Below are 21,054 nucleotides of genomic sequence, written 5' to 3'. Positions count from 1 at the left end.
GGATCCAGGAAACTTCGCGTCTCAGTGCTTGATCGGTCTGGATCCCCGCCTTCGCGGGGATGACGGCCAAGAGACGTGCATGGTGTGTTCCAACGCATCGTGTCCCGAACTCTGGGCCTATCTCGACAAGGTCCCCATAAACTCACAACGGCTGACGGATGGCGGAGGCGGATGGGAATCGAACCCACCGTTCGCTTTCGGCGAACCACTGGTTTTGAAGACCAGGAGGGCCACCAGACCCTTATCGCCTCCAATCCTGAGATGGCGCGCCCGGTCCGGACGCGCCATTACCCGGATGGGCCGGGTGGTCGGCCCGGACGCGGCGGTCGCCGATGCGCCGGGTGACGCCGAGCCTGTCCAGATGTTCCAGCAGCGGAACGCTGAACTTGCGCGAGATGCCGAGCCGGCGGCCGAGCTCGCTCACCGTCAGGCCCACCGGGTCTTCCATCAGCGCGTCGGCCACCCGCCCGGCCGCGTCGGCGACGGTGTCGCGGTGGAAGACCACTTCGCGCTTCTGCACGCGGTCGAGGGCGCGCACCAGCACCCCGTTGCGCACCAGATAATGCAGCGCCTTGTGTCGGCCCGCATCGCGCCCCGCGACCTCAGCCACGTCCGGCGGCGACAGCCCGCCCTGCCGGAAGGCGGATTCCACCGCGTCAAGCACGGCGCGGTCGGCGGCGGACAGCAGGGCGGCGGCGTCCAGGCCGCGCCGGCGCAGCAGCCCACCGTCGCGCACCAGCGCCCCCTCCTCCACGAGGCGCGTCAGCAACGCGGCGGGCAGTTCGGCGGGCAGCCGGTCGGCCGGGACGCCGCGCTCGGTGGGCCGCTCGCGCTGCACGCGCTCCACCGCCGCCAGCGCGGCCTCCCGCAGGTCGCGGTAGACCGGGCCGGCGAGCAGCGTCCCGTCGGGCAGCCGCTCCGCGCCCCAGGCGCCGGGGTCCAGCCGGTCGGGCAGCAAGCCGAGCAGCCGGGCCAAATCCTCGATCCGCACGCCACGGCCGCCCGCTGCGGACAGACGCTCCGCCACCGCCTCCGCCGCGCGCCCCTCGGCCAGCGCCAGGATGGTGCGCGCCACGGCCGGGTCGAAGCGCCGCCGCCGCGCCGCCGCCGGATCGACGATGCGCCCACCTCCCACCGTCCGGGCGGGGGAGCCGAGGCGCAGGATGAAGGGCTCGCCCGCCGGCACGCTGACCGCTTCGGCGCAATGGAGCTGTGCCGGCGCGGCCTGTCCCGGCTCCAGCGCGTCGCGGTCGAGCAGGCGGACGCGCACGGCGGTGTCCGTGGTGCCGAACAGGAGCTGCGCCGCCTGCCCCGTGCGCAGCGGCCTGGGCGCGTCGCCCAGCAGCTCCAGCCGCACGTCCAGCCAGCGGGACGGCGCCAGCAGGCCGGGCGTCGCCAGCGCGCAGCCACGCGGCAGGTCGGCCAGCTCCACGCCGCGCAGGTTCACCGCGACCCGGCTCCCCGCGGCGGCCTCCGCGACCGGCGTGCCGTGAGCGTGGAGGCCGCGCACCTGGGCGGCCGTTCCGCCCGGCCACAGTTCCACTGCATCGCCGACGCGGATCGCGCCGCGCCGCAGCGTGCCCGTGACCACCGGGCCGAAGCCGGGCACCGCGAAGGCCCGGTCCACCGGCAGGTGGAAGACGCCCGCATCCGGGCGCTCCGCATCCTCGTCGAGCAATTTGGCCAGCGCGCCGGCCAGCGCGTCGAGCCCCTGCCCGGCGGCCGTCGAGGTGAAGACGACCGGAGCGTCCGCCAGCCCGGTTCCGGCCAGCAGGGCGCGCACCTCCGCCGCCGTGCGCCGGGCCTCGTCCGCCGTGACCAGATCGCATTTGCTGACCGCCACCACCCCGCGCCTCACGCCGATCAGCCGCGCGATGTCCAGATGCTCGACGGTCTGCGGCTTGACGCCTTCGTTGGAGGCGACCACCAGCAGCACGGCGTCGATCCCGGTGGCGCCGGCAATCATGGTGCGCACGAAGCGCTCGTGACCGGGCATGTCGACGAAGGCCAGCGTGCCGCGCTCCGCCGTCGCGTGCGCGAAGCCCAGGGCGATGGAGATGCCGCGCCGCTTCTCCTCCGCCAGCCGGTCGGTGTCGACGCCGGTGAGCGCGCCGACCAGCGCGGTCTTGCCGTGGTCCACATGGCCGACGACGCCGATGACCACCGTCCTCATGCCGGCCCTCCCCGGTCCAGCGCGGCGCGGCAGGCGGCGGCGATCTCCGGCACCTCGTCGTCCGTCACCGTGCGCAGGTCGAACAGCAGCCGCCCGTCCTTGATCCGCCCGACGACGGCGGGCCGGTGCCGCCGCAGGCGCCGCGCCAGTTCCTCGATGCCGGGTGAGACACAGCGCAGGGCAACGATCCGCGTCGGGATTGCCGCCGCCGGCAGCGCGCCGCCGCCGGCGAAGCCGGTTCCGGCCAGCACCGTGACCTCCACTCCCGGCAACTCGGCCATATCGGCGGCCAGGGCGGCCCGCAGCCGCTCCGCCCGCCGGTCCAGCGCCTCCACCGGAGCGCCCAGCATGGCGAGCACCGGAACCCCAGCCGCCGCCCGTTCCGGCGCGCGGTAGAGCTTCAGCGTCGCCTCCAGCGCCGCCAGCGTCAGCTTGTCCACCCGCAGGGCGCGCAGCAGCGGGTGCGCCTTCAGCCGCGCCACCACCTCTTTCCGGCCGAGGATCAGGCCGGCCTGCGGACCGCCCAGCAGCTTGTCGCCGCTGCACGTCACGAGGTCCATGCCGGCGGCGAGGCTTTCCTGCACGGTCGGCTCATGCGGCAGGCCGATGGGGCGCAGGTCGAGGAGGCTGCCGCTGCCCAGGTCCTCGACCGCGAGCACGCCCCTGGCGCGGGCCAGCGCCGCCAGTTCGGCCCGCTCCGGCGCGGCGGTGAAGCCCTGGATGCGGTAGTTGCTGGGGTGCACCTTGAGCAGCACGCGGGTGTCCGGCCCGATCGCCCTCTCGTAGTCGCCGACCCGCGTCTTGTTGGTGGTGCCGACCTCGACCAGACGCGCGCCGCTCTGGGCGATGACGTCGGGGACGCGGAAGGAGCCGCCGATCTCCACCAGTTCGCCGCGCGACACCACCGCCTCGCCCGGCACCGCCAGCGCCGCCAGGGCCAGCAGCACGGCGGCGGCGTTGTTGTTGACCACCAGCGCGGCCTCCGCCCCGGTCAGCTCGCACAGCAGACCGGAGACGCCCTGGTAACGCGAGCCGCGATTCCCCGCGTCGAGGTCGTATTCGAGATTCATGTAGCCGGAGGCCGCTTCCACCACCGCTGCCACCGCCTGCGGCGCCAGCGGCGCCCGTCCGAGATTCGTGTGCAGGACGATGCCGGTGGCGTTGATGACCCGGCGCAGGCGTGGGACGGCGTCCTCGTCCAGCCGTTCGCCAGCCGCGGCGAGGATGCCGGCCGCGCTGATGGCCGGGGCATCGCCGCGGCCCTCGCGCAGCCGCGCCCGCAGCTCCGCCAGATAAAGGCGGATCGCGCGCAGGACCGGGGGGCGGCCGTGCACGGCGATCAGCGCCGCGGCTTCGGCGCTGCCCATCAGCCGTTCGACTTGCGGCAAGGCCCGCAGGATCGCCGCCTGAGGGTGAGCCACCCCATGCACCTCCGGTTTCCTGTTCCATCCGATGGTCCGATGCCTTGCTAACACGCGAAGGCCCGGCTGGAGCCGCTTTCTTGGGATTACCCCGGTGGAGTTGGGAACCCGGCCCCCGCCGGCCGTGCAGGAAGGCCACCTACCGGCTTCGGGAGCAGTATGAACACGTAATGAGGGATAATTCTGAGAATCACGTCCTCTTCGGTAGATACATACGAATTCAATTATCGCTTTGGTTGATTTAGAACGCCGATGCGGGCACCATGCCCCTCCGACCGCGACGTTGGAGTGGACACAGGCTCATGAAACCGGCACCTGCCCCCATCGCGTTCCCTGCCTGGGGGCGCTGGACGATGCTGATCGCTGCGCTGGTTGCCGCCGTCGTCGTTCCCTTTCTCCTGTTCGCCGACCAGATGGATGCCCTGGCCGCCTCGGTCGCCGAGGGGGCCTTCGGCTGGGGCGGTGCGGCGGTCCTCGGCGGCCTTTTGGCGGGCGACATCCTGTTGCCGGTGCCGTCGAGCATGGTGAGCACCGCCTGCGGCGTGCTGTTCGGCTTTCCGGTCGGCATGGCCGTGTCCACGGCCGGGCTGACCGGCGGCTGTCTGATCGGCTATGGGATGGGACGCTTCCTCAGCGGCGAGCGTCTCGCCCGGCTGGTCAGCCCCGCCGGTGCCGCGCGCGTGTCCGCCGTCATGGACCGTCATGGGGTGTGGGCCCTGGTGATGCTGCGCGGGGTGCCGGTCCTGGCCGAGATCTCGGTGGTGATGGCCGGCATGCTCCGCCTGCCGCTGAACCGCTTCGTCGTTGCCACCCTGCTGTCGAACCTCGGGCTGTCGGCGGCCTACGCGGCGGCCGGCGCCTGGGCCTGGGACGGCGGCATGACCGCGCTTGCCCCCTTCATCGCCGCCATCGGCCTGCCGGCCGCAGCCCGCTTCGTGACCGCCGGGGTGGCCGCGCGATGACCGGGTGCGGCGCGGTCCCGCATCTCACCTACTGCACCAACGTGCATCCGGGCGAAGGCTGGCCGGACATCGCCGCGCAGATCCGCCGGCATGTCCCGGCGGTCAAGGCGCTGGTGGCGCCGGACGAGCGGTTCGGCATCGGGCTGCGCATGTCGGCGGACGCCGCCGCGGTGCTGCGCCCCGGCAGCGTCGAGTTCCACGACTTCCGCGCCTTCCTCGCCGCGCACGGCCTGTATGTCTTCACCATCAACGGCTTTCCCCAGGGCACCTTCCACGGCACGCGGGTCAAGGACACGGTGTACCGCCCGGACTGGCGGGAGCCCGAACGCCTCACCTACGCCGACGCGCTGGCCCGGCTGCTGGTCGCGCTGATGGAGGGCGAGCCCGCCGGCGTCGAGGGCAGCGTCAGCACGGTGCCCGGCGCTTACAAGGCTCATCTGGCCGGGGCGGCGGACCGGGCGCTCATCGCCGACAACCTGCTGCGGCACGCGGTGACGCTCGACCGGCTGGCGCGCGACCGGGGCCGCGTCGTCGCCCTGGCGCTGGAGCCGGAGCCGGGATGCCTGCTGGAAACCACGGCGGAGACGGTGGCCTTCTTCGAGGAGCATCTGTTCTCGGGGGCGGCGGTGGCGCGGTTCGCCGGGCTGGCCGGGCTGGGACGGGGCGAGGCGGAAGCGGCCCTGCGCCGGCATCTCGGCGTCTGCCTGGACACCTGCCACGCCGCCGTGATGTTCGAAAGCGCCGAGGGCGCGGTGGATTGCCTCCTCGCCGCCGGGATCCGCATCGCCAAGATCCAGCTCAGCTCCGGTCTGGTCCTGCCCTCCGCGACCGCCGAGGGGCGCGCCGCCCTCGCCCCCTTCGCCGAGGATGTCTACCTGCATCAGGTCGCGGCGCGCCAGGATGACGGTGAGCCGGTGACCTTCCCCGACCTGCCCGACGCCTTGGCCAGCGCGGGGGCGAGCCCGCAGGACGAAGCGGAGTGGCGCGTCCACTTCCACGTCCCGGTGTGGGCCGACCGCTGCGGTCCCTTCGCCACGACGCAGGACTTCCTGGCCGCGATTCTGGAGCGGCAGCGCCGCCAGCCGCTGTCCGCCCATCTGGAAGTCGAAACCTACACCTGGGACGTGCTGCCGCCGGCCGTGCGTCCCGGCACCCTCACCGACAGTCTTGCCCGCGAGTTGACATGGGTTCTGCAACATCTGCGATGACCGGGATCGGCATCGCGCTCCGCCTTGGGCGCGTGTCGAACCTGCCGACAGTCTGGAGCAACACGCTGGCCGGCGCCGTGCTGGCCGGGGCGGGGTTAAACGCCGGCGCGCGGCTGGGGCCGGCGATGCTGGCCTTCTCCCTGTTGGCCTTCTCGCTTTTTTACGTCGGCGGCATGTACCTGAACGATGCCTTCGACCGCGCCATCGACGCGCGGGAGCGTCCCAATCGCCCCATCCCCGCCGGGCTGGTCAGCGCCCGCACCGTGTTCGCCGCCGGCTTCGGCATGCTGGGGGCCGGGGTGCTGCTGCTGGCGCTGAACGGCGTCGCCGCCCTGGTCGCCGGCTTGGCTTTGGCGGCGGTCATCGTCGCCTACGACCGCAACCACAAGGGCAACCCACTGAGCCCGGTGGTCATGGCCGCGTGCCGGGCGCTGGTCTATGCCGGCGCCGCCGTCGCCCTGACCGGCGCCCTCACCCCCGCCTTGGCCGGGGGAGCGGCGGTGCTGCTCTGCTACGTCATCGGGCTGACCTACGTGGCGAAGAAGGAGCAGGTCAACGACCTGGGCGCCGTCTGGCCGCTGGCGGCCCTGGCCGTGCCGTTCCTGTACGCCCCGGTCGCGCTGGCGATCACCCCGCTGTCGGCGGCCCTGTTCGCCGCGCTGCTGGCCTGGGTACTGCACGCCCTGTCGCTGGTGCTGATCCCGGAGCGGCGCGACGTGAAGCGCGCGGTGGGCGCCTTCATCGCCGGAATCGCCCTGCTGGACGCGCTGCTGATCGCCGGCCACGGCCAGCCGGCGCTGGCGGGGGCGGCCGTCGTCGCCTTCGTCCTGACGCACCTGTTCCAACGCCATGTGCCGGGGACGTGAAAGGCTGTGATTTTATTGGCAAGGGATTTTCCCCGTCATCCCCGCGAAGGCGGGGATCCAGGAAACTCCGCACATAAGCGCTTGAAGCGGCTGGATCCCCGCCTTCGCGGGGATGACGGTCGAGAGACGTGCATCCTGTGTTCCAACGCGTTGCGTTCCGAACCTCGAACCTCTCTCAGCACGGTCCCTATAAACTCTGAGCACGCCATGCAACCGACTGAACTGCTGACCGCGCTCGTCGAGCAGCACACCCCGCCGGCGGCCCACGGCTGGCTGGCAACCGCCCGCGCGGCGGCGTGCGATCCGGCGCGGCTGCCCGCCGTCTTCACCGCCGCCCACCGGCGCCTCGCCGGGTCCCCGGTGCAGCCGTCCCCCGCGCAAGTCCAGGCGCTGGCGGCGGCCGGCTACCCCTCGGCGCCGGGCGCCCGGCCCGCCGCGCTGGGGCGCGCGCTGCTCCTGCTCGACGCGACGGGTGCGCTGCCGGCGGAGGAGCATGCGCCGCTGGTCACGCGCCTGTTCCGCAGCGGCGACACCGGCGAGCGCACCGCCCTGCTGCGCGCCCTGCCCCTGCTGCCGGATCCCGCGCGCTTCGCCGACCTCGCCGCCGAGGCCTGCCGCAGCAGCGTGCAGGACGTGTTCGAGGCGGTGGCCGTCGCCAACCCCTTCGCCGCCGCCCACCTGCCTGCCGACGCCTTCAACCGGATGGTGCTGAAGGCCGTCTTTCTGGGGGTGCCGCTGGCCGGTGTCGTCGCGCTGGACACGCGCCTGACCCCCGATCTGGCGCGCATGGCCGGCGCCTTCCGCAGCGAGCGGCAGGCGGCCGGGCGGCCGGTGCCGGCCGACCTTGACCTCCTTCACCCGACATCCGGAGCCCTGACGCCATGAAGCTGTTCGACCCGCACATCCACATGTCGGCCCGCACCACCGACGACTATGCGGCGATGCGTCGGGCGGGCATCGTCGCGGTGGTCGAGCCGGCCTTCTGGCTGGGGCAGCCGCGCATCCACGCCGGCAGCTTCGAGGATTACTTCCTGTCGCTGGTCGGCTGGGAGCGGTTCCGCGCCAGCCAGTTCGGCATCCGCCATTTCTGCACCATCGGCCTGAACCCCAAGGAGGCCAACACCCCGGAACTCGTGGACGGCGTCCTCGTCCTGGTGGACCGCTATCTGGAGAAGGAGGGCGTCGTCGCCGTGGGCGAGATCGGCTACGACGACATGAGCCCGGCGGAGGACGACGTGCTGGCCCGGCAGATCGCCCTGGCCGTCGATCACGACCTGCCGGTGCTGATCCACACCCCGCACCGCGACAAGAAGGCAGGGACGCTGCGCACCATCGCGCTGGTCCGGGAATCGGGCATCGCGCCGGAGCGGGTGCTGATCGACCACAACAACGAGGAAACCGTCGCCCTGGCGTTGGACGCGGGCTGCTGGGCCGGCCACACCATCTACCCCGGCAGCAAGATGGACGAGCCGCGCATGGTCGCCATCGTCCAGCGCTTCGGGGCGGAGCGGATCATGGTCAACAGCTCGGCCGACTGGGGCATCAGCGACCCGCTGAAGGTGCCCAAGACCGTGCAGGCCATGCGCGACGCCGGCATCGCCGGGGACACCATCGAAACCATCGTCTGGCGCAACCCGCTGGCCTTCTACGCCCAGAGCGGCCGCCTCGACCCGGCGGAGGTGGAACAGGTGCTGCCCGTGGACCAGCGCCTGCTGTTCGAGGGCAACACCGTGCTACGCGGCCAAAAGCCCACGGTAGAACTGGAAGCCGTGAAGGGCTGAGATGCGCCGCACACTGGTTCTCAACGTCGTCGGGCTGACCCCGGCGCTGCTGGCGCACGCGCCCAACCTGCGGCGGCTGGCGCAGCGGGGCGGGATGCGGGCGCTGTCCACCATCCTGCCGGCGGTGACCTGCAGCGTGCAGGCGACGCTGCTGACCGGCCGGCCGCCGGCCGAACACGGCATCGTCGGCAACGGCTGGTACGACCGCAGCCTTGCCGAAGTGATGTTCTGGAAGCAGAGCAACGCCCTGGTCGACGGCCCCAAGCTGTGGGACGAGGCGCGCCGCCGCGACCCCGGCTTCACCGTCGCCAAGCTGTTCTGGTGGTACAACATGCACGCCGCCGTGGACTGGGCGGTGACGCCTCGCCCGATCTACTGCGCCGACGGACGCAAGCTGCCGGACATCCACACCCACCCCGGCGAGCTGCGCGACGAGCTGACGGCGGCGCTGGGGCCGTTCCCGCTGTTCAAGTTCTGGGGACCGGCGGCGGACCTGACGTCCAGCCGCTGGATCGCCGACTGCGCGCGGCACACCCTGCGCACGCGCAAGCCGACGCTGACGCTGGTCTATCTGCCCCACCTCGACTACCCGCTGCAAAAGCTGGGTCCCGACGACCCGGCCATCCCGGCGGAGGTCGCCGCCATCGACGCCATCACCGGGGAGCTGATCGAGGAGGCGGAGCGCGAAGGCCTGGGCGTCGTTGTGCTGTCCGAATACGGCATCACCCGCGTCGACGGCGCCGTGGCGATCAACCGCGCCCTGCGGCAGGCGGGCTGGCTGCGCTGGCGCGAGGAGCTGGGACAGGAAAAGCTGGATCCTGGCGCCTCCGACGCCTTCGCCGTCGTGGACCACCAGATCGCGCACGTCCATGTCCGCCGGCCGGAGCTGCTGCCGAAAGTGAAAGCTCTACTGGAAGGGCTGGACGGCGTCGAAACGGTGCTGGATGCCGAGGGCAAGCGGGCCGCCGGCCTCGACCACCCGCGCGCCGGCGATCTGGTGGCGGTCAGCCGGGCGGACCGCTGGTTCAGCTATTACTGGTGGCTGGACGACGCCAAGGCGCCCGACTACGCCCGCACCGTGGACATTCACCGCAAGCCCGGCTACGACCCGGTGGAACTGTTCCTCGACCCGGCGCTGCGCGCGCCGAAGGCGGCGATCGCCTGGAGGCTGCTGAAGAAGGCGGCGGGGTTCCGCACGCTGATGGACGTGATCCCGCTGGACGCGTCGCTGGTCCGCGGCTCGCACGGGCGCCTCACGGACCGCGCCGAGGACGGGCCGCTGCTCATCACCTCCGACCCCGACCTGCTGCCGGAGGGCGATGCCCTGCCGGCGACGCAGGTCAAGGATCTGCTGCTGGCCCACATCTTCGCCGGCCAGCCGGGAGGAGCCTGACCGGCGACGGTCAGGCTCCCCTCCCCCGCTCCGCTCAGGGCTGGATGGGCTGGGGCGGATACTGGCGGCGGACCAGCGATCCCCACATCTCCAGCACCTTGCGCTTGCCGCGCGACAGGTCGCGGGTGATGGGCATGTAGATGGTGCTGGCCTGCTGGTACGGCTGCTGGACCAGCACCAGAAGCTGCCCGATCGCCGCCTCGACGCGGGCGCGCTCGCCCAGCGGCATGTAGTTGAGCATGATCGGGAACAGCATGTCGTAAACCCCGAGGATCTCGTTGTAGACATACTGCCACGCCTTGGCGGAATCGTAGCTTTCGTTCCACAGCTTGGCGAACTCGGCCGGCTTGTAGTCGTCGAACGGCATCACCCGGATGTCGACAAAGTGGCTGGTCTGGTAGTTCTCCTGTTCCGGGGCCTCGGTGCTGTAGCCGTTTTGGTTCGGCTGCGGATAGGGAGACGGCAGCGGCTCGCCGGGCTCCAGCGGACGGAAGAAGCAGGTGGCGAAGCCCTGGTGGTTGGCCTGGACCTGCAGCGTGGCGATGCCGGTGTCGTCGGTTTCGACGATGCAGGCCTGGGCGCACTGGCCGGGGTTGGTGGACTTCACCACGGTCACCTCGCCGTTGAGGAACCGGAGCGGCGCGTCGGTGTCGTCGGGGCCGACCAGATTGCTGTCCCAGTTCACGTAGCTGTACTGCACCACCATGACGCGGACGCCCTTTTCCACCGGCTTGCCCCGGCGGTAGACCGCGATGCGGATGGCCTCCTCGCAACCCTGGTCGATGTAGGTGTTGCGGTCGTCGGAGTCGGCGCTCAGCGTCCTTTCCGCCAGGATGTCGGTGTCCTGCTGGCGGACCACCAGCTGTCCCTGCTGGAGCAGTTCGGCGAACTTCGGGTCGAACGGCAGGTCGACGATACCGGCCGACGCCTCGTAGGCGGCCTTGTCGTAGCCGGGCGCGTCGGCGGTGGCGGCGTAGTTGATGGTGCCGATGGACGTGAAGGCCCCGTCCTTCACGACGCCGACGGTGAGCGGGCCGAAATCGTATTTGTCCTTGTTCAGGGTCGCTTCCGGAGTGGCGTCGGACAGGTCGATGGACAGCAGGTTCCGGCTGTAATCCTCCTGGGCGACCGCCGGCCCGAGCAGGGCGGTAATCGACGACGAGGACGACGACGCCTGGACGGCCAGGCCGCGCTCGACCCGCCGGATCCCGGCCGGCACTGTGGCAGCCAGGGCGGGAGCGGAGGCCGCGGTCGACAGCGGGGTGGCGGGCTTCACCGGAACCAGGTAGCGGCCGGTGGGGGCCGTCGCCAGTTCGCCGTCGTTCCACACGCCGATGGAGCCCACCACCGCGCTGTAGGCGGGGTTGGCGAACAGCGGGATCTGGTTGGCGAGCGCCTGCCGGTACCATTCCCCCAGCTGTTCGTAATAGGCTTTCGCTTCCGGGGAGTCCGGCGCCGCGTCAAGCGCCAGGCGGGGCTGCGGCGTGAAGTCGTTGAAGATGCCGTTCTGGTTGTACAGGGTGAAGTACGAGCAGAACCGCAGCATCAGGCCCTTGGCGCCCGGCGCGTCCATCGCCTCTGCCAGCGAGGCGAGCAGCGGCGAATTGCCGGTGTTGGTGATGGTCAGCGCCTCGCGCGGGATGCCGGTCTGCCAGATCACGCTGGCCACGCCGGCGCTGCGCAGGAGGACGTTGCGGTTGCCGTTGAACCAGCGGGAGTGCATCCGGTACCGGCAATCGCCGTTGATGGCGATGTCACCCTTGCCGACCGTCAGGCGCTTGAAGAAGATCTGCGACGTCCAGAAGGCGATGGGGTTGTTGTCGACCAGACGCGCCTCGCTCGGCGCGTCGCCAAAGACGTCGCCTTCGATCTGGATGGGGGCGTTGAGCAGCGGATCGGTGCTCGCCGCCGGCTGGCCGTTGGGGAGAACGCCGCCGGTGACCAGAGTCACCTTGTCGTTGTAGTCGACGAAGGACGTCGCGTGGCTGCCGAAATGATTCCACTCGCCGGGAACGTAAAAGGCGGGATTGGAAGTCTCCCTGTATTTGACGCGGGTCGCCCAGTCGCGGAAGGTGGTGCGGTAGTTCTCGGGCGTGATCGGCGGGTTCTGGGCTTCCAGAATGCTGTAATCCAGGGCCGCCGCGCCAGCGGCGTAGGTGTTGATGTAGTCGTTGTTGTTGCCGGTGGCCGGATCCCAGGAGATGTGGCCGCGCATGTAGATGCGGGGGAACGACAGGACGCTCATGGTCGGTTCCTCGTGATGAAGGGCGTCGGATCAGTTGGGAACGCGGGAGGCGCGCTTGAGCGACCACGCGTAGTCGAACTGCGTGTATCCGTTCAGGCTCTGAAGAATGGAATCCCCCACGGGATAGGTGATTCCGCCGGTTCCGGCCTGCAGAGCGTAGTTGAAATAGCCGTTCTGCGTGGAATAAGCCGACGTCGCGTGGCAGCTGATGCAGGATGAGGCGTGCTGGAAGGCCGATTCGATCTGCGAATTGGCGAGCACCAGCGGCGGACCGTTGAAGGTGGTCTGGGTGCCGTCGAGCTGGTAATTCGCCAGGACCGAGCCCGCCAGCTTCTGCTGGTATTCCTTGTTCAGCGCCTGCACGTTGTCCGGAATCGGCACGGTCAGCGACGTCTGGGTGTAGGCCGGGTTGTTGACGTTTTCGAAGGTCATCCACACCCACTCCGGCAGGGCCTTGCTCATGACGTGCATGCCGGTCATCGCGCCCCAGCCCACGTCGTAGGTGCCGGTCCGGTTGCCGTCGGCGTCGATGATTTCATAATAGGTGTTGGCGATGACGTATTTCGCCGCCAGTTCGTCGCGCAGCGCCTTGTCCTTGCCGATGAAGATCCACGAGGTCTTCACCTCGAAAGCCGGCGCGGGGAAGGCCGCGTTGACGCCCTTGGCCGCGAAGGCCTGCTGGCCGTTCACGTTGTACAGCGTGTTGTCGATGATGTAGTCCAGCGCGTACTGGCTCATCAGGATCTGATAGCGCGTGTACTTGTTCCACTTGTCCTTCAGCGGCAAGCCGTCGGCCTGGACCATGGAATCGAGGTTGTTGAACGGCTGGTTCATGTCCATGCCGATCGCCTGGGCCTGCTCCGTCACCGACGCGGGCGGCGGCGGGACCGGCTGGCCCCAGGCCGGCGGCTTCGCGCCGTTGGGCAGATAGACCGTGCTGGTCTGGCGCAGGTTTTCCCAGGGCAGCACTCCGTTGGGCGCCGTCGGCGTGTTCAGCGCCACGAAGACGTCCCAGGCGAACCGGTTGGCGTCGGACGCCACCTGTTTGCTCGCCTGGTCGCTGTTTTCCAGAATGGCGAAGGGATTGTCGGACGCCGCCAGCGTCGCCGTGGAAAACGCCAAGCCGACCGCGCAAAGCGGTCCGGCCAGCCACCAGCCTCTTCTCATGATTTCCCCCACGAAATGAATACATATGGATAGGGGAAGATATTACCACATTTTCTCTTTAAGATATATGTTTTGGTCGTGTCGATATAAGAAATTTACAAACACACGCAAATATATGCGTTTGCATTAAAAGTATTCATGGAATCATCGGCACGCCGATCACGCCGGCAGCACTGGACGGCGCCAACGGACGAATCTCGCCTGAACAATGATTCTTTGCTTTCAGCGGAAGCGGCCGCGCAAACTCACCCTTACTGTACTTGCAGGGTCAATCGCTTCCCTTTTCCGTCATGCCCGGCCTTGAGCCGGGCATCCACGGCGGTCCCGGCTCGAACCCACACCGGCGTGAACGGCCGGGCCTATCCCGTCCATGACGGGGAAAAGGTTGCGGGGCCGTATCAGACCGGCGCCTCGCCCAGGCGCCCGAGCCGTGCGTTGGCTTCGGCCACGCGCCGCTCCAGGTCTTCGTTGGCTTCCTGAAGCTTTTCGAACAGCACGGCGTTGCTGAAGCTGGAGGACAGGCTTTCCAGGAAAAGCCGCAAAATGTCGTGATCGCTTTCCGACAGTTCCCGCTCGGTCACCACCCAGGCCACGATCTCGTGGTCGTGGTCGGTGGGGATGTAGACCGTGACCGCCTCCTGGCCGAAGATGGTGCTCTTGCGCTCGAACGCCTCGCGCACGCCGGCCACGACGTCGCCATGCGACAGCAGGTCGTCGATGCAGCCGTCGGCGTCGACGGTGTAGCGCCCCACCCCGGCCAGAAGGACGATCTTGTCGTTCACGCCCTTCTGGGCACAGATGATTCCGTTGGGCTGGGCATCCAGCAGCGCGCTGATCTGGGTGAGGACGCCCGACGCGAATTCCCGCAGGGAGTTGCGTTCGACCAGCCGCGCCGACGAGGTGATGATCTTGCGCAGGCCCTCGCGGCTGGCCTCGATGGTCATGATGTCGTTGTAGGCCCGCAGCGCGGCGATGACGGTGGTGAACAGCTTCTGCGCGGTCAGCTCGGTCTTGGCCTTGTAGTCGTTGATGTCGTAATCGACGATGACCCGGTCTTCCGGAGCCTGACCGGGCTGGCCGGTCCGCAGGACGATGCGGACGGCGCGGTTCTTCATCTCCTCGCGGATGACCTGCACGAGCTGCAGGCCGGCGTCGCTGGTTTCCATCACCACGTCGAGCAGGATGAGCGCGATGTCGGTGCGCTCGCGCAGGATTTCGCGCGCCTCCTTGCCGGAATAGGCGCTCAGAAGCTCCAGCGAATGGCCGCGGAAGGTGACGTTGCGCAGGCTGAAGCGGGTGACGGCGTGCACCTCCGCGTCGTCGTCCACGATCAGGACGGTCCAGGTTCCCGACGGCGCGGCGGGCTCGGCCTCCGGCTCGTCCAGCAGGGAGTCGTCGTCGCAGAACAGGAAATCGTCGCTCATGGCCGTCCCTCGGGAGTTACGCCTTCCTCGCCGCCGCTTTCAGGACGCGAGGGAAAACAATGTGGAACGCGGTGCCTTCGCCCGGAACGCTCTCCAGTTCGACGTTGCCGCCCAGGCTGCCCGTGACGAGGTTGAAGAGGATGTGCAGCCCCAGCCCGCTGCCGCCGCCGCCCCGCTTGGTCGTGAAGAAGGGATCGAAGACCTTGTCCTGAATGTCCTTGGGGATGCCCTTCCCGTCGTCGCGGAAGACGATCTCGATCCGGTCGTCCGGCAACTGCCGGCCCCGGATGAGGATGTGCCCCGCCCGGCCGTCGTCGAAGGCGTGCAGCAGGGCGTTCATCACGAGGTTGGTGATGATCTGGGAGAAGGCTCCGGGATCGCCGTCGACCAGGATATCCGGCGGGCATTCCACCGCGACCGTGTGGGGCGTGTGCTTCAGGCGGGGCCGCAGGCTCAGCAGGATTTCGTCGAGATATTCGCGCAGGTCGAAAACGCGGCGCTCGCCGCCGGTCTGGTCCACGGCCACCTGCTTGAAGCTCTGCACCAGATGGGCGGCGCGCTGGCAGTTGGACAGGATCAGGTTGCACGCCTCCCCGGCGTCCCGGAGGAACTTCTGCAAATCCTGCGCGCGGAGCTTCTTCTCCTGGAACAGCCGTTCCAGTTCGGCGATTTCCTTGCCGAGCTGGGAGGCGCCGGTGGTGGCGTTGCCGACCGGCGTGTTGATCTCATGGGCCACCCCGGCGACCAGCGAGCCGAGCGCTGCCATCTTCTCGGTCCGGATCAGCGTCTGCTGGGCGTCGCGCAGGCGGCCCAGCGCCGTTTCGGCTTCCTCCTTGGCGGCGCGCAGTTCGCTTTCGGCCTTCTTGCGCTCCGTGATGTCGCGGAAGAACCAGATGCGGCCGAAGTTGGTGCCGTCCGGAGCGACCAGCGCCGTCGAATGGCGCTCGAACGTGCGCCCGTCCACCAGGGCGACCTCGTCCCGGTCGTCGACCAGCGGGTTGGCGTAGAGATAGTTGACGCGGGCGAGGAAGCCTTCCGGATCGCTCAGCAGGCCGATGACCGAGGCCCGCAGTTGCCCATCGTCGCGCGAATCGATGGCGGCCTGCGGGATCCGCCACATGGTGACGAACCGGTCGTTGTAGGACACGACCGCGCCTTTCTCGTCGATCACGAGAATGCCGTCGGGAGCGGCTTGCTGCTGCGTCTTGATGACCGTGTTCTGGTAGAGCAGGTCGCGCTGGACGGCCTTCAGTTGGCTGACGTCCACCAGCGAGCCGATGGTCCATCCGTCGGCTTCCTGGCCGTCGCTCCCGCCCTGGTGCAGCAGCACGTCGCGGACGTGTCCTTCAGCGTCGGTCAGGGTGCCGGCCCCCTTGGACAGAAGGTCCGCCGGCAGCACGTCGGTCAGCCGCCGCGCCTCCAGCGCGTCCGGCGCCAGACCAACCATCCGGCGGAACGCGTCGTTGGTCAGGTGCAGGCGGCCGTCCCGATCGGCGACGTAGAGCGGCAGCGGCAGCCGCTCCAAAAGGAATGGAGCCGCCGAGGAACTCGGACCGCCCTGCTGCCCGCCCCACTGGTTGCTTCGTTCCGCCATGGCTCCGCCTTTCCTGCCCAGGCATACCCATGAACGGTTCGCAACCCAGCCATGTCAAGCAATTTCTGGTACGTGGAGCGGGGCTTTTCCGAAACGAATTGGCGCATTTAACACAAGAAATACACTCTTAGATCGCGGATGGGCGTGAGGGTCATTCCCGGCCGTCATGTGTCAACGGCACGCAATGGCATGCTACTTTTGATAGCCTATCCTTTAACTGTAATCGCGTTTCAGCTAACTCCGTTACGATGCGTGTCCTTTTCGGCGTTGATCATGGAAAATTATCAATCATAGGCTTTGCCGCCTGAAGAAATCCGCAACGGAACAGGGCCCGGCACGACACGCTCAGGAGGACGTCCATGAATCACAGACTTGCGGCTGCGGGGCTCGTCGCCCTCCTGGCCGTCGGTGCCCAGCTGGCGCCGGGCACGGCGCGCGCCCAGACCGCACCGCCGCCCCCGGTCCTTTCCCCCAACATTCCGGACGACAGCAAGAAAACCGGCGGCTTCAATCTCCACGACCTCCAGCACGATTTCGACACGCTGGGCTGGCAGACCTTCGTCGGGCTGAACTGGCCGGCCAATCCGGACGGCTCCCCCGACACCAGCCGCACCATCGGCGCCGTGGACGCGCCCACGGTGTGGGAAGCGTGGCCGGAGTTCACCGACGTCTTCCTGCCGGACGGTTCCGCGCCGACCTGGCACGCCCCGCGCACGCTTCCCAAAGCCTGCCAGGGCCTGGCGGCGACGGGCACCAAGCTGCTGACCCAGACCTCCAAGACTCCCAACCTGCTGAACGCCTCCATCCAGCCGTTCAAGACCGGGCCGATCATCGATCAGCAGGGCCGGTACGCGCGGTTCCAGATCTCGGTCAACCGCGTGATGTTCGACTATGTCGTCAACAACACCCTGTACAACCAGCAGGGCCAGAAGGCCTTCGCCGCCGCCGGGAACAAGGTGAACTTCCCGTGCGCCACCCCGCAGACCCCCGGCGCCATCATGGTCAAGGCCGCCTGGAAGGTGCTGGAAAAGGGTGTGGACGACCCCGGCCAGTTCCACAGCACCCGCGCGCTGGTCTACACGCCGCCCTCGGACAACCCCAAGGTCGAGGAATCCTGCACCGTGGCCGACGTCGGTCTGGCAGGCTTCCACATCGGCTACAAGATCCACACCACGCCGCAATGGATCTGGGCGACCTTCGAGCATGTGAACAACGTGCCGACCAAGGGCCAGCCGATCGACCGGGCCAAGTACAACTTCTACAACCCCAATTGCACCGACTGCGCGGTCAACACCCCGCCGCCGCGCCCATGGAACCCCTCGACGGGCGGGCCGCCGTCGCAGATCGTCCGCGAGATCCCCATCGAGGACGTGACCCAGGGCGTCACCACCGACTGGCACGGGGCGCTGGCGGCGGTCAATCCGAAGTCGGTGTGGCTCAACTACATCCTCGTCGGCACGCAATGGCCGACCGGTCAGGTCGCGAACTGCGAACTGCCGCAAACGGGCGATCCGCTCCAGGCGCCGACGCCGATGTTCCTCGCCAACTCCACGCTGGAATCCTACACGCAGGGCACCGTGCCGAACGTGTCGTCGACCTGCATGGAATGCCACGCCAACGCCACCGACACCACCGGCGCCTTCTCCGACTTCACCTACACCCTGTCTTTCGCCCAGCCGGCCGCTTCCGCTGCGCCAGCCGCGGGCGCGGCGTCGAAATAAGCCCGGCCACAGAAAGCAGGAGGAAACGCCATGACCACCGCCACGGATGCGGTCGCCGACGCGACCGGCACCGCGCTCGACACCTTCGTCGCCCTGTCCGTCGCCCTGACCGGCATTTCGGCCGACTCGCTGGCGCCACGGCTCGACCCCATCAACCTGAAGCAGGCCTATTACGACACCCTCGTGGCCAACGCCGGCGCCGATGTGACGGCGCATCTGCTCCAGCAGTTCACGACGCTGACGGCGGGCGGCCTGCCCGCCAGCGCGGCGGCGGCGAGCATCCTGATGCAGCCCGTTCTGGGCAATCTGGCCCGCGCCGTCATCAAGATGTGGCTGCTGGGAAGCTGGATCCCGCCCCGGGACGCGCAAGACAACCCACTGGGCGAGGAGCACGTCATCTCCGACCAGGCCTACAAGGAAGGCTGGGCGTGGCGCGCGGCGCAGAGCCATCCCATGGGCTACAGCATGTTCTCCTACGGCTATTGGGCCAAGGAACCCCCGTCCCTGACCAACTTCGTGCCCCCGGTGACCCCATGACCAATCCGCTGATGACCAAATACGACGTGGTGATCGTGGGGGCCGGTGTCGCCGGAGCCATCGTCGCCTATGAACTCGGCCGCAAGGGCAAGAGCGTGCTGGTGCTGGAAGCCGGCCCGGCCGACCCGCCGAACCGCGCCGCCTACATGGAGCAATTCTATCTGGCCAACGCCAAGGTGCCGGAATCCCCCTACCCGCCCGACCCGGCCAAGCCCAACCCCGCCGGCCTGAACGCGCCGCGCCCGACCACGCTCGACCTCCAGTGGCCCGGCGACGCGACGAAGAGCTACCTGATCCAGAACCCGACCGGGACCGGCGGCACCCCCTTCGCCAGCACCTACGAGCGGCTGGCCGGCGGCACGATGTGGCACTGGCTGGGCACCTCGCTGCGCCTGCTGGAGACGGACTTCACCATGAAGTCCACCTACGAGGTGGGCGAGGACTGGCCCGTCGCCTACACCGACCTGCTGCCCTTCTACGCCAGGGCCGAGCAGGAGTTGGGCGTTTCCGGCGATCCGGCCGACCTCGACTATCTCGACCCCCATCGCCCGACCGGTTTCCCCATGCCGGGGATCCTGAAGTCGCTGGTCGATCAGGCGGTGGCCGGGGCGGTGGACGGCAAGACGCTGTTCGGCCGTCCGCTGAAGGTCTCCACGACCACGGCGGCGCGCAACTCGCAGCCGTTCGACGAGCGCCGCACCTGCGCCGGCAACACCAACTGCATCCCCATCTGCCCGGTCCAGGCCAAGTTCGACGCCACCGTGCTGCTGAACAAGGCGCTGGAGACCGGCAACGTCACGTTGCTGGCGCAGGCGGTGGCCTCGCGGGTGCTGGTCGACGGCGTCACCGGCCGGATCTCCGGCATCGAGTACATCACCTACAACGAGCCGGACGGCCCCGGCACCGTCCAGGAACCGGCCATCGGCGACGTCTACGTGCTGGCCGCCCACGCGATCGAAACGCCGAAGCTGCTGCTCAATTCGTACAGCAACGCGCTGCCCAAAGGGGTCGCCAACGGCAGCGATCAGGTCGGCCGCAACCTGATGGACCACCCGCTCTATCTCAGCTGGGCGATGGCGCCGACCCCGGTCTGGGGCATGCGCGGGCCGCTTTCCACCTCCGGCATCGAAACGCTGCGCGACGGCCCGTTCCGTCACGAGCGCGCGGCCTTCCGCATCGAGATCGGCAACGAGGGCTGGAACTTCCCGGGCAGCGATCCCTACACCACCGTCCAGGACCTGATCGACGGCACCAACAAGAACGGCCTCAACCCCGACCGCGTGAAGCTGTTCGGCCAATCCCTGATCCAGGCGATGAACGACCGCCTGACGCGCCAGTTCCGCATGGCCTGCCTTGTGGAGCAGCTGGGCGATCCGTCCAACCGGATCACCCTGTCGGACCAGCACACCGACCACCTCGGCCTGCGCCGCCCGGTGGTCCACTACCGCCTGGACGACTACACGCGGCGCGGCTTCCTGGCGGCAAAGGAAGCCAGCTCGCGGATCTACGCCTGGATGGGAGCCAAGGAGTACACCGCGACCGATCCCAAATCCCCCACCACCTTCACGGTCGAGGACGGGCTGGGCGACACGGCCGAGTTCAACTACTACGGCGCCGGCCACATCATGGGCACCTGCCGCATGGGCAATTCGAAGGCTACGTCGGTGGTGAATGCCGACCAGCGGTCCTGGGAGCACGACAACCTGTACATCGTCGGTTCCAGCGTCTTCCCGACCTCGGCCACCGGCAACCCCACCCTGACGATCGCCGCCACCACCTTCCGGGTGGCGGGGATCATCGGGCAGCGCCTGGGGGTGGCGCCCTGACCGGGCGCCCATCCCTTTTCTAAAGCGAACTGTCATTCGCTTTAGATTCAAATGGCTTCACACGCCAGCCGGGCTTCGGCCGCACGGGCGGCCGGGACCGCGGTCGCGGTCCAAAGCGGATTGAAATCCGCTTTAAACGCGGGACGCTACAACCGCGCGCGGGTGCTGCGCGGCGTGTTCAGGAGCAGGTTCGTCTCGCTGGTGGTGATGCCGGGGATCAGCCGGATTCGGCGCAGCACCGCGTCGAATTCCGGCAGGCTGGAGGAGGACAGCTCCACGATCAGGTCCCAGCGCCCGTTGGTGCTGTGGATCTCCAGCACCTCGGGCAGGCCGCTCAGCGTGCGCACCACACGATCGGCGGCGAGGCCCTCCACCTCGATCAGCATGATGCCGCGGACCGGCGCCTCCACCGTGTCCGCGCGCAGGATCACCGTGTAGCCGATGATGATGCCGGCGCTTTCCAGCCGCTCCATCCGCGAGCGCACCGTTGCCCGCGACACCCCCAGTTCCGCCGCGAGGTCGGAGATGCTGCGCCGCCCGTCGTGGCGCAGCAGGGTGATCAGCTTCTCGTCGAGCTGGTCCATCGCCGTGGTGGTCATCGTCGCCGGACTCCGCCGATTTGGAACGCTGAACTGTCCATTTCCGTAAGGCGGTTGAGCCGTTTTGTCAAATCGCCCCGGCCGCACACCGCCCTTGCCGCACACCGCCCTTGCCGCGCACCGAATGCCGCGCGATC

16 protein-coding genes and 1 tRNA gene are annotated in these 21,054 nt (G+C 68.9%); 9 read left to right on the top strand and 8 right to left on the bottom strand.

Annotation, left to right across the window (positions count from 1 at the left end; genetic code table 11):
- Nucleotides 1–159: 159 nt before the first annotated feature.
- The 3 genes from ACSVC7_RS13875 to selA form a co-directional block, all read right to left on the bottom strand.
- A tRNA-Sec gene (locus ACSVC7_RS13875) sits at nt 160–252 on the bottom strand.
- Entirely contained in the window at nt 242–2,173 is a 1,932-nt protein-coding gene (gene selB / locus ACSVC7_RS13870) for a selenocysteine-specific translation elongation factor (RefSeq protein WP_448204891.1), read from the bottom strand. The genes ACSVC7_RS13875 and selB overlap by 11 nt, the downstream gene beginning before the upstream one ends.
- Nucleotides 2,170–3,594 (bottom strand): L-seryl-tRNA(Sec) selenium transferase, encoded by a 1,425-nt coding sequence (gene selA / locus ACSVC7_RS13865; RefSeq protein WP_448204892.1) that lies wholly within the window; start codon nt 3,592–3,594, stop codon nt 2,170–2,172. The genes selB and selA overlap by 4 nt, the downstream gene beginning before the upstream one ends.
- Nucleotides 3,595–3,896: 302 nt before the next feature.
- On the opposite strand from selA, the gene ACSVC7_RS13860 reads away from it, so the two are divergent.
- From ACSVC7_RS13860 to ACSVC7_RS13835, 6 genes are all read left to right on the top strand, one after another.
- Nucleotides 3,897–4,556: a TVP38/TMEM64 family protein gene (locus ACSVC7_RS13860; RefSeq protein WP_448204893.1), complete on the top strand. Its 660-nt coding sequence runs from the start codon at nt 3,897–3,899 to the stop codon at nt 4,554–4,556.
- Nucleotides 4,553–5,764 carry a metabolite traffic protein EboE gene (eboE, locus tag ACSVC7_RS13855; RefSeq protein ID WP_448204894.1) on the top strand — a complete coding sequence of 404 codons (1,212 nt, stop codon included), beginning with the start codon at nt 4,553–4,555 and terminating at the stop codon, nt 5,762–5,764. Before ACSVC7_RS13860 ends, eboE begins: the two co-directional genes overlap by 4 nt.
- Nucleotides 5,761–6,630, top strand: a complete 870-nt coding sequence (locus tag ACSVC7_RS13850) for a UbiA family prenyltransferase (RefSeq protein WP_448204895.1) — start codon at nt 5,761–5,763, stop codon at nt 6,628–6,630. Before eboE ends, ACSVC7_RS13850 begins: the two co-directional genes overlap by 4 nt.
- Nucleotides 6,631–6,837: 207 nt before the next feature.
- Entirely contained in the window at nt 6,838–7,515 is a 678-nt protein-coding gene (locus ACSVC7_RS13845; RefSeq protein ID WP_448204896.1) for an EboA domain-containing protein, read from the top strand.
- Entirely contained in the window at nt 7,512–8,411 is a 900-nt protein-coding gene (locus ACSVC7_RS13840) for a TatD family hydrolase (RefSeq protein ID WP_448204897.1), read from the top strand. Before ACSVC7_RS13845 ends, ACSVC7_RS13840 begins: the two co-directional genes overlap by 4 nt.
- A 1-nt stretch (nt 8,412) precedes the next feature.
- Nucleotides 8,413–9,804: an alkaline phosphatase family protein gene (locus ACSVC7_RS13835; protein ID WP_448204898.1), complete on the top strand. Its 1,392-nt coding sequence runs from the start codon at nt 8,413–8,415 to the stop codon at nt 9,802–9,804.
- Nucleotides 9,805–9,838: 34 nt separating this feature from the next.
- On the opposite strand, the gene ACSVC7_RS13830 is transcribed toward ACSVC7_RS13835, so the two are convergent.
- The 4 genes from ACSVC7_RS13830 to ACSVC7_RS13815 form a co-directional block, all read right to left on the bottom strand.
- On the bottom strand, nt 9,839–12,049 hold the full coding sequence (locus tag ACSVC7_RS13830) for a hypothetical protein (RefSeq protein WP_448204899.1): 2,211 nt from the start codon (nt 12,047–12,049) through the stop codon (nt 9,839–9,841).
- A 30-nt stretch (nt 12,050–12,079) separates the two neighbouring features.
- A complete protein-coding gene (locus ACSVC7_RS13825) occupies nt 12,080–13,216 on the bottom strand; it encodes a hypothetical protein (RefSeq protein WP_448204900.1) in 1,137 nt (378 codons plus the stop codon).
- A gap of 398 nt (nt 13,217–13,614) precedes the next feature.
- A complete protein-coding gene (locus tag ACSVC7_RS13820) occupies nt 13,615–14,640 on the bottom strand; it encodes a DUF3369 domain-containing protein (RefSeq protein WP_448204901.1) in 1,026 nt (341 codons plus the stop codon).
- A 16-nt stretch (nt 14,641–14,656) separates the two neighbouring features.
- The gene (locus tag ACSVC7_RS13815) at nt 14,657–16,234 is read right to left on the bottom strand and encodes a PAS domain-containing sensor histidine kinase (RefSeq protein WP_448204902.1); all 1,578 of its coding nucleotides are present in this window, start codon (nt 16,232–16,234) and stop codon (nt 14,657–14,659) included.
- A 359-nt stretch (nt 16,235–16,593) separates the two neighbouring features.
- On the opposite strand from ACSVC7_RS13815, the gene ACSVC7_RS13810 reads away from it, so the two are divergent.
- The 3 genes from ACSVC7_RS13810 to ACSVC7_RS13800 are packed head-to-tail and all read left to right on the top strand — an operon-like array spanning nt 16,594 to nt 20,318.
- The gene (locus ACSVC7_RS13810) at nt 16,594–17,955 is read left to right on the top strand and encodes a hypothetical protein (RefSeq protein WP_448204903.1); all 1,362 of its coding nucleotides are present in this window, start codon (nt 16,594–16,596) and stop codon (nt 17,953–17,955) included.
- A gap of 30 nt (nt 17,956–17,985) precedes the next feature.
- A complete protein-coding gene (locus ACSVC7_RS13805) occupies nt 17,986–18,492 on the top strand; it encodes a hypothetical protein (protein ID WP_448204904.1) in 507 nt (168 codons plus the stop codon).
- Complete coding sequence (locus tag ACSVC7_RS13800; protein WP_448204905.1) at nt 18,489–20,318, top strand: GMC family oxidoreductase; 1,830 nt, start codon at nt 18,489–18,491, stop codon at nt 20,316–20,318. The genes ACSVC7_RS13805 and ACSVC7_RS13800 overlap by 4 nt, the downstream gene beginning before the upstream one ends.
- Nucleotides 20,319–20,464: 146 nt before the next feature.
- Here the strand turns inward: ACSVC7_RS13800 and ACSVC7_RS13795 are convergent, their stop codons facing one another.
- Nucleotides 20,465–20,917, bottom strand: a complete 453-nt coding sequence (locus ACSVC7_RS13795) for an Lrp/AsnC family transcriptional regulator (protein ID WP_448204906.1) — start codon at nt 20,915–20,917, stop codon at nt 20,465–20,467.
- Nucleotides 20,918–21,054: the final 137 nt, after the last annotated feature.

This window comes from Azospirillum mesophilum (genome assembly GCF_053470405.2).
This window is presented reverse-complemented; position numbering and strand designations above follow the sequence as displayed.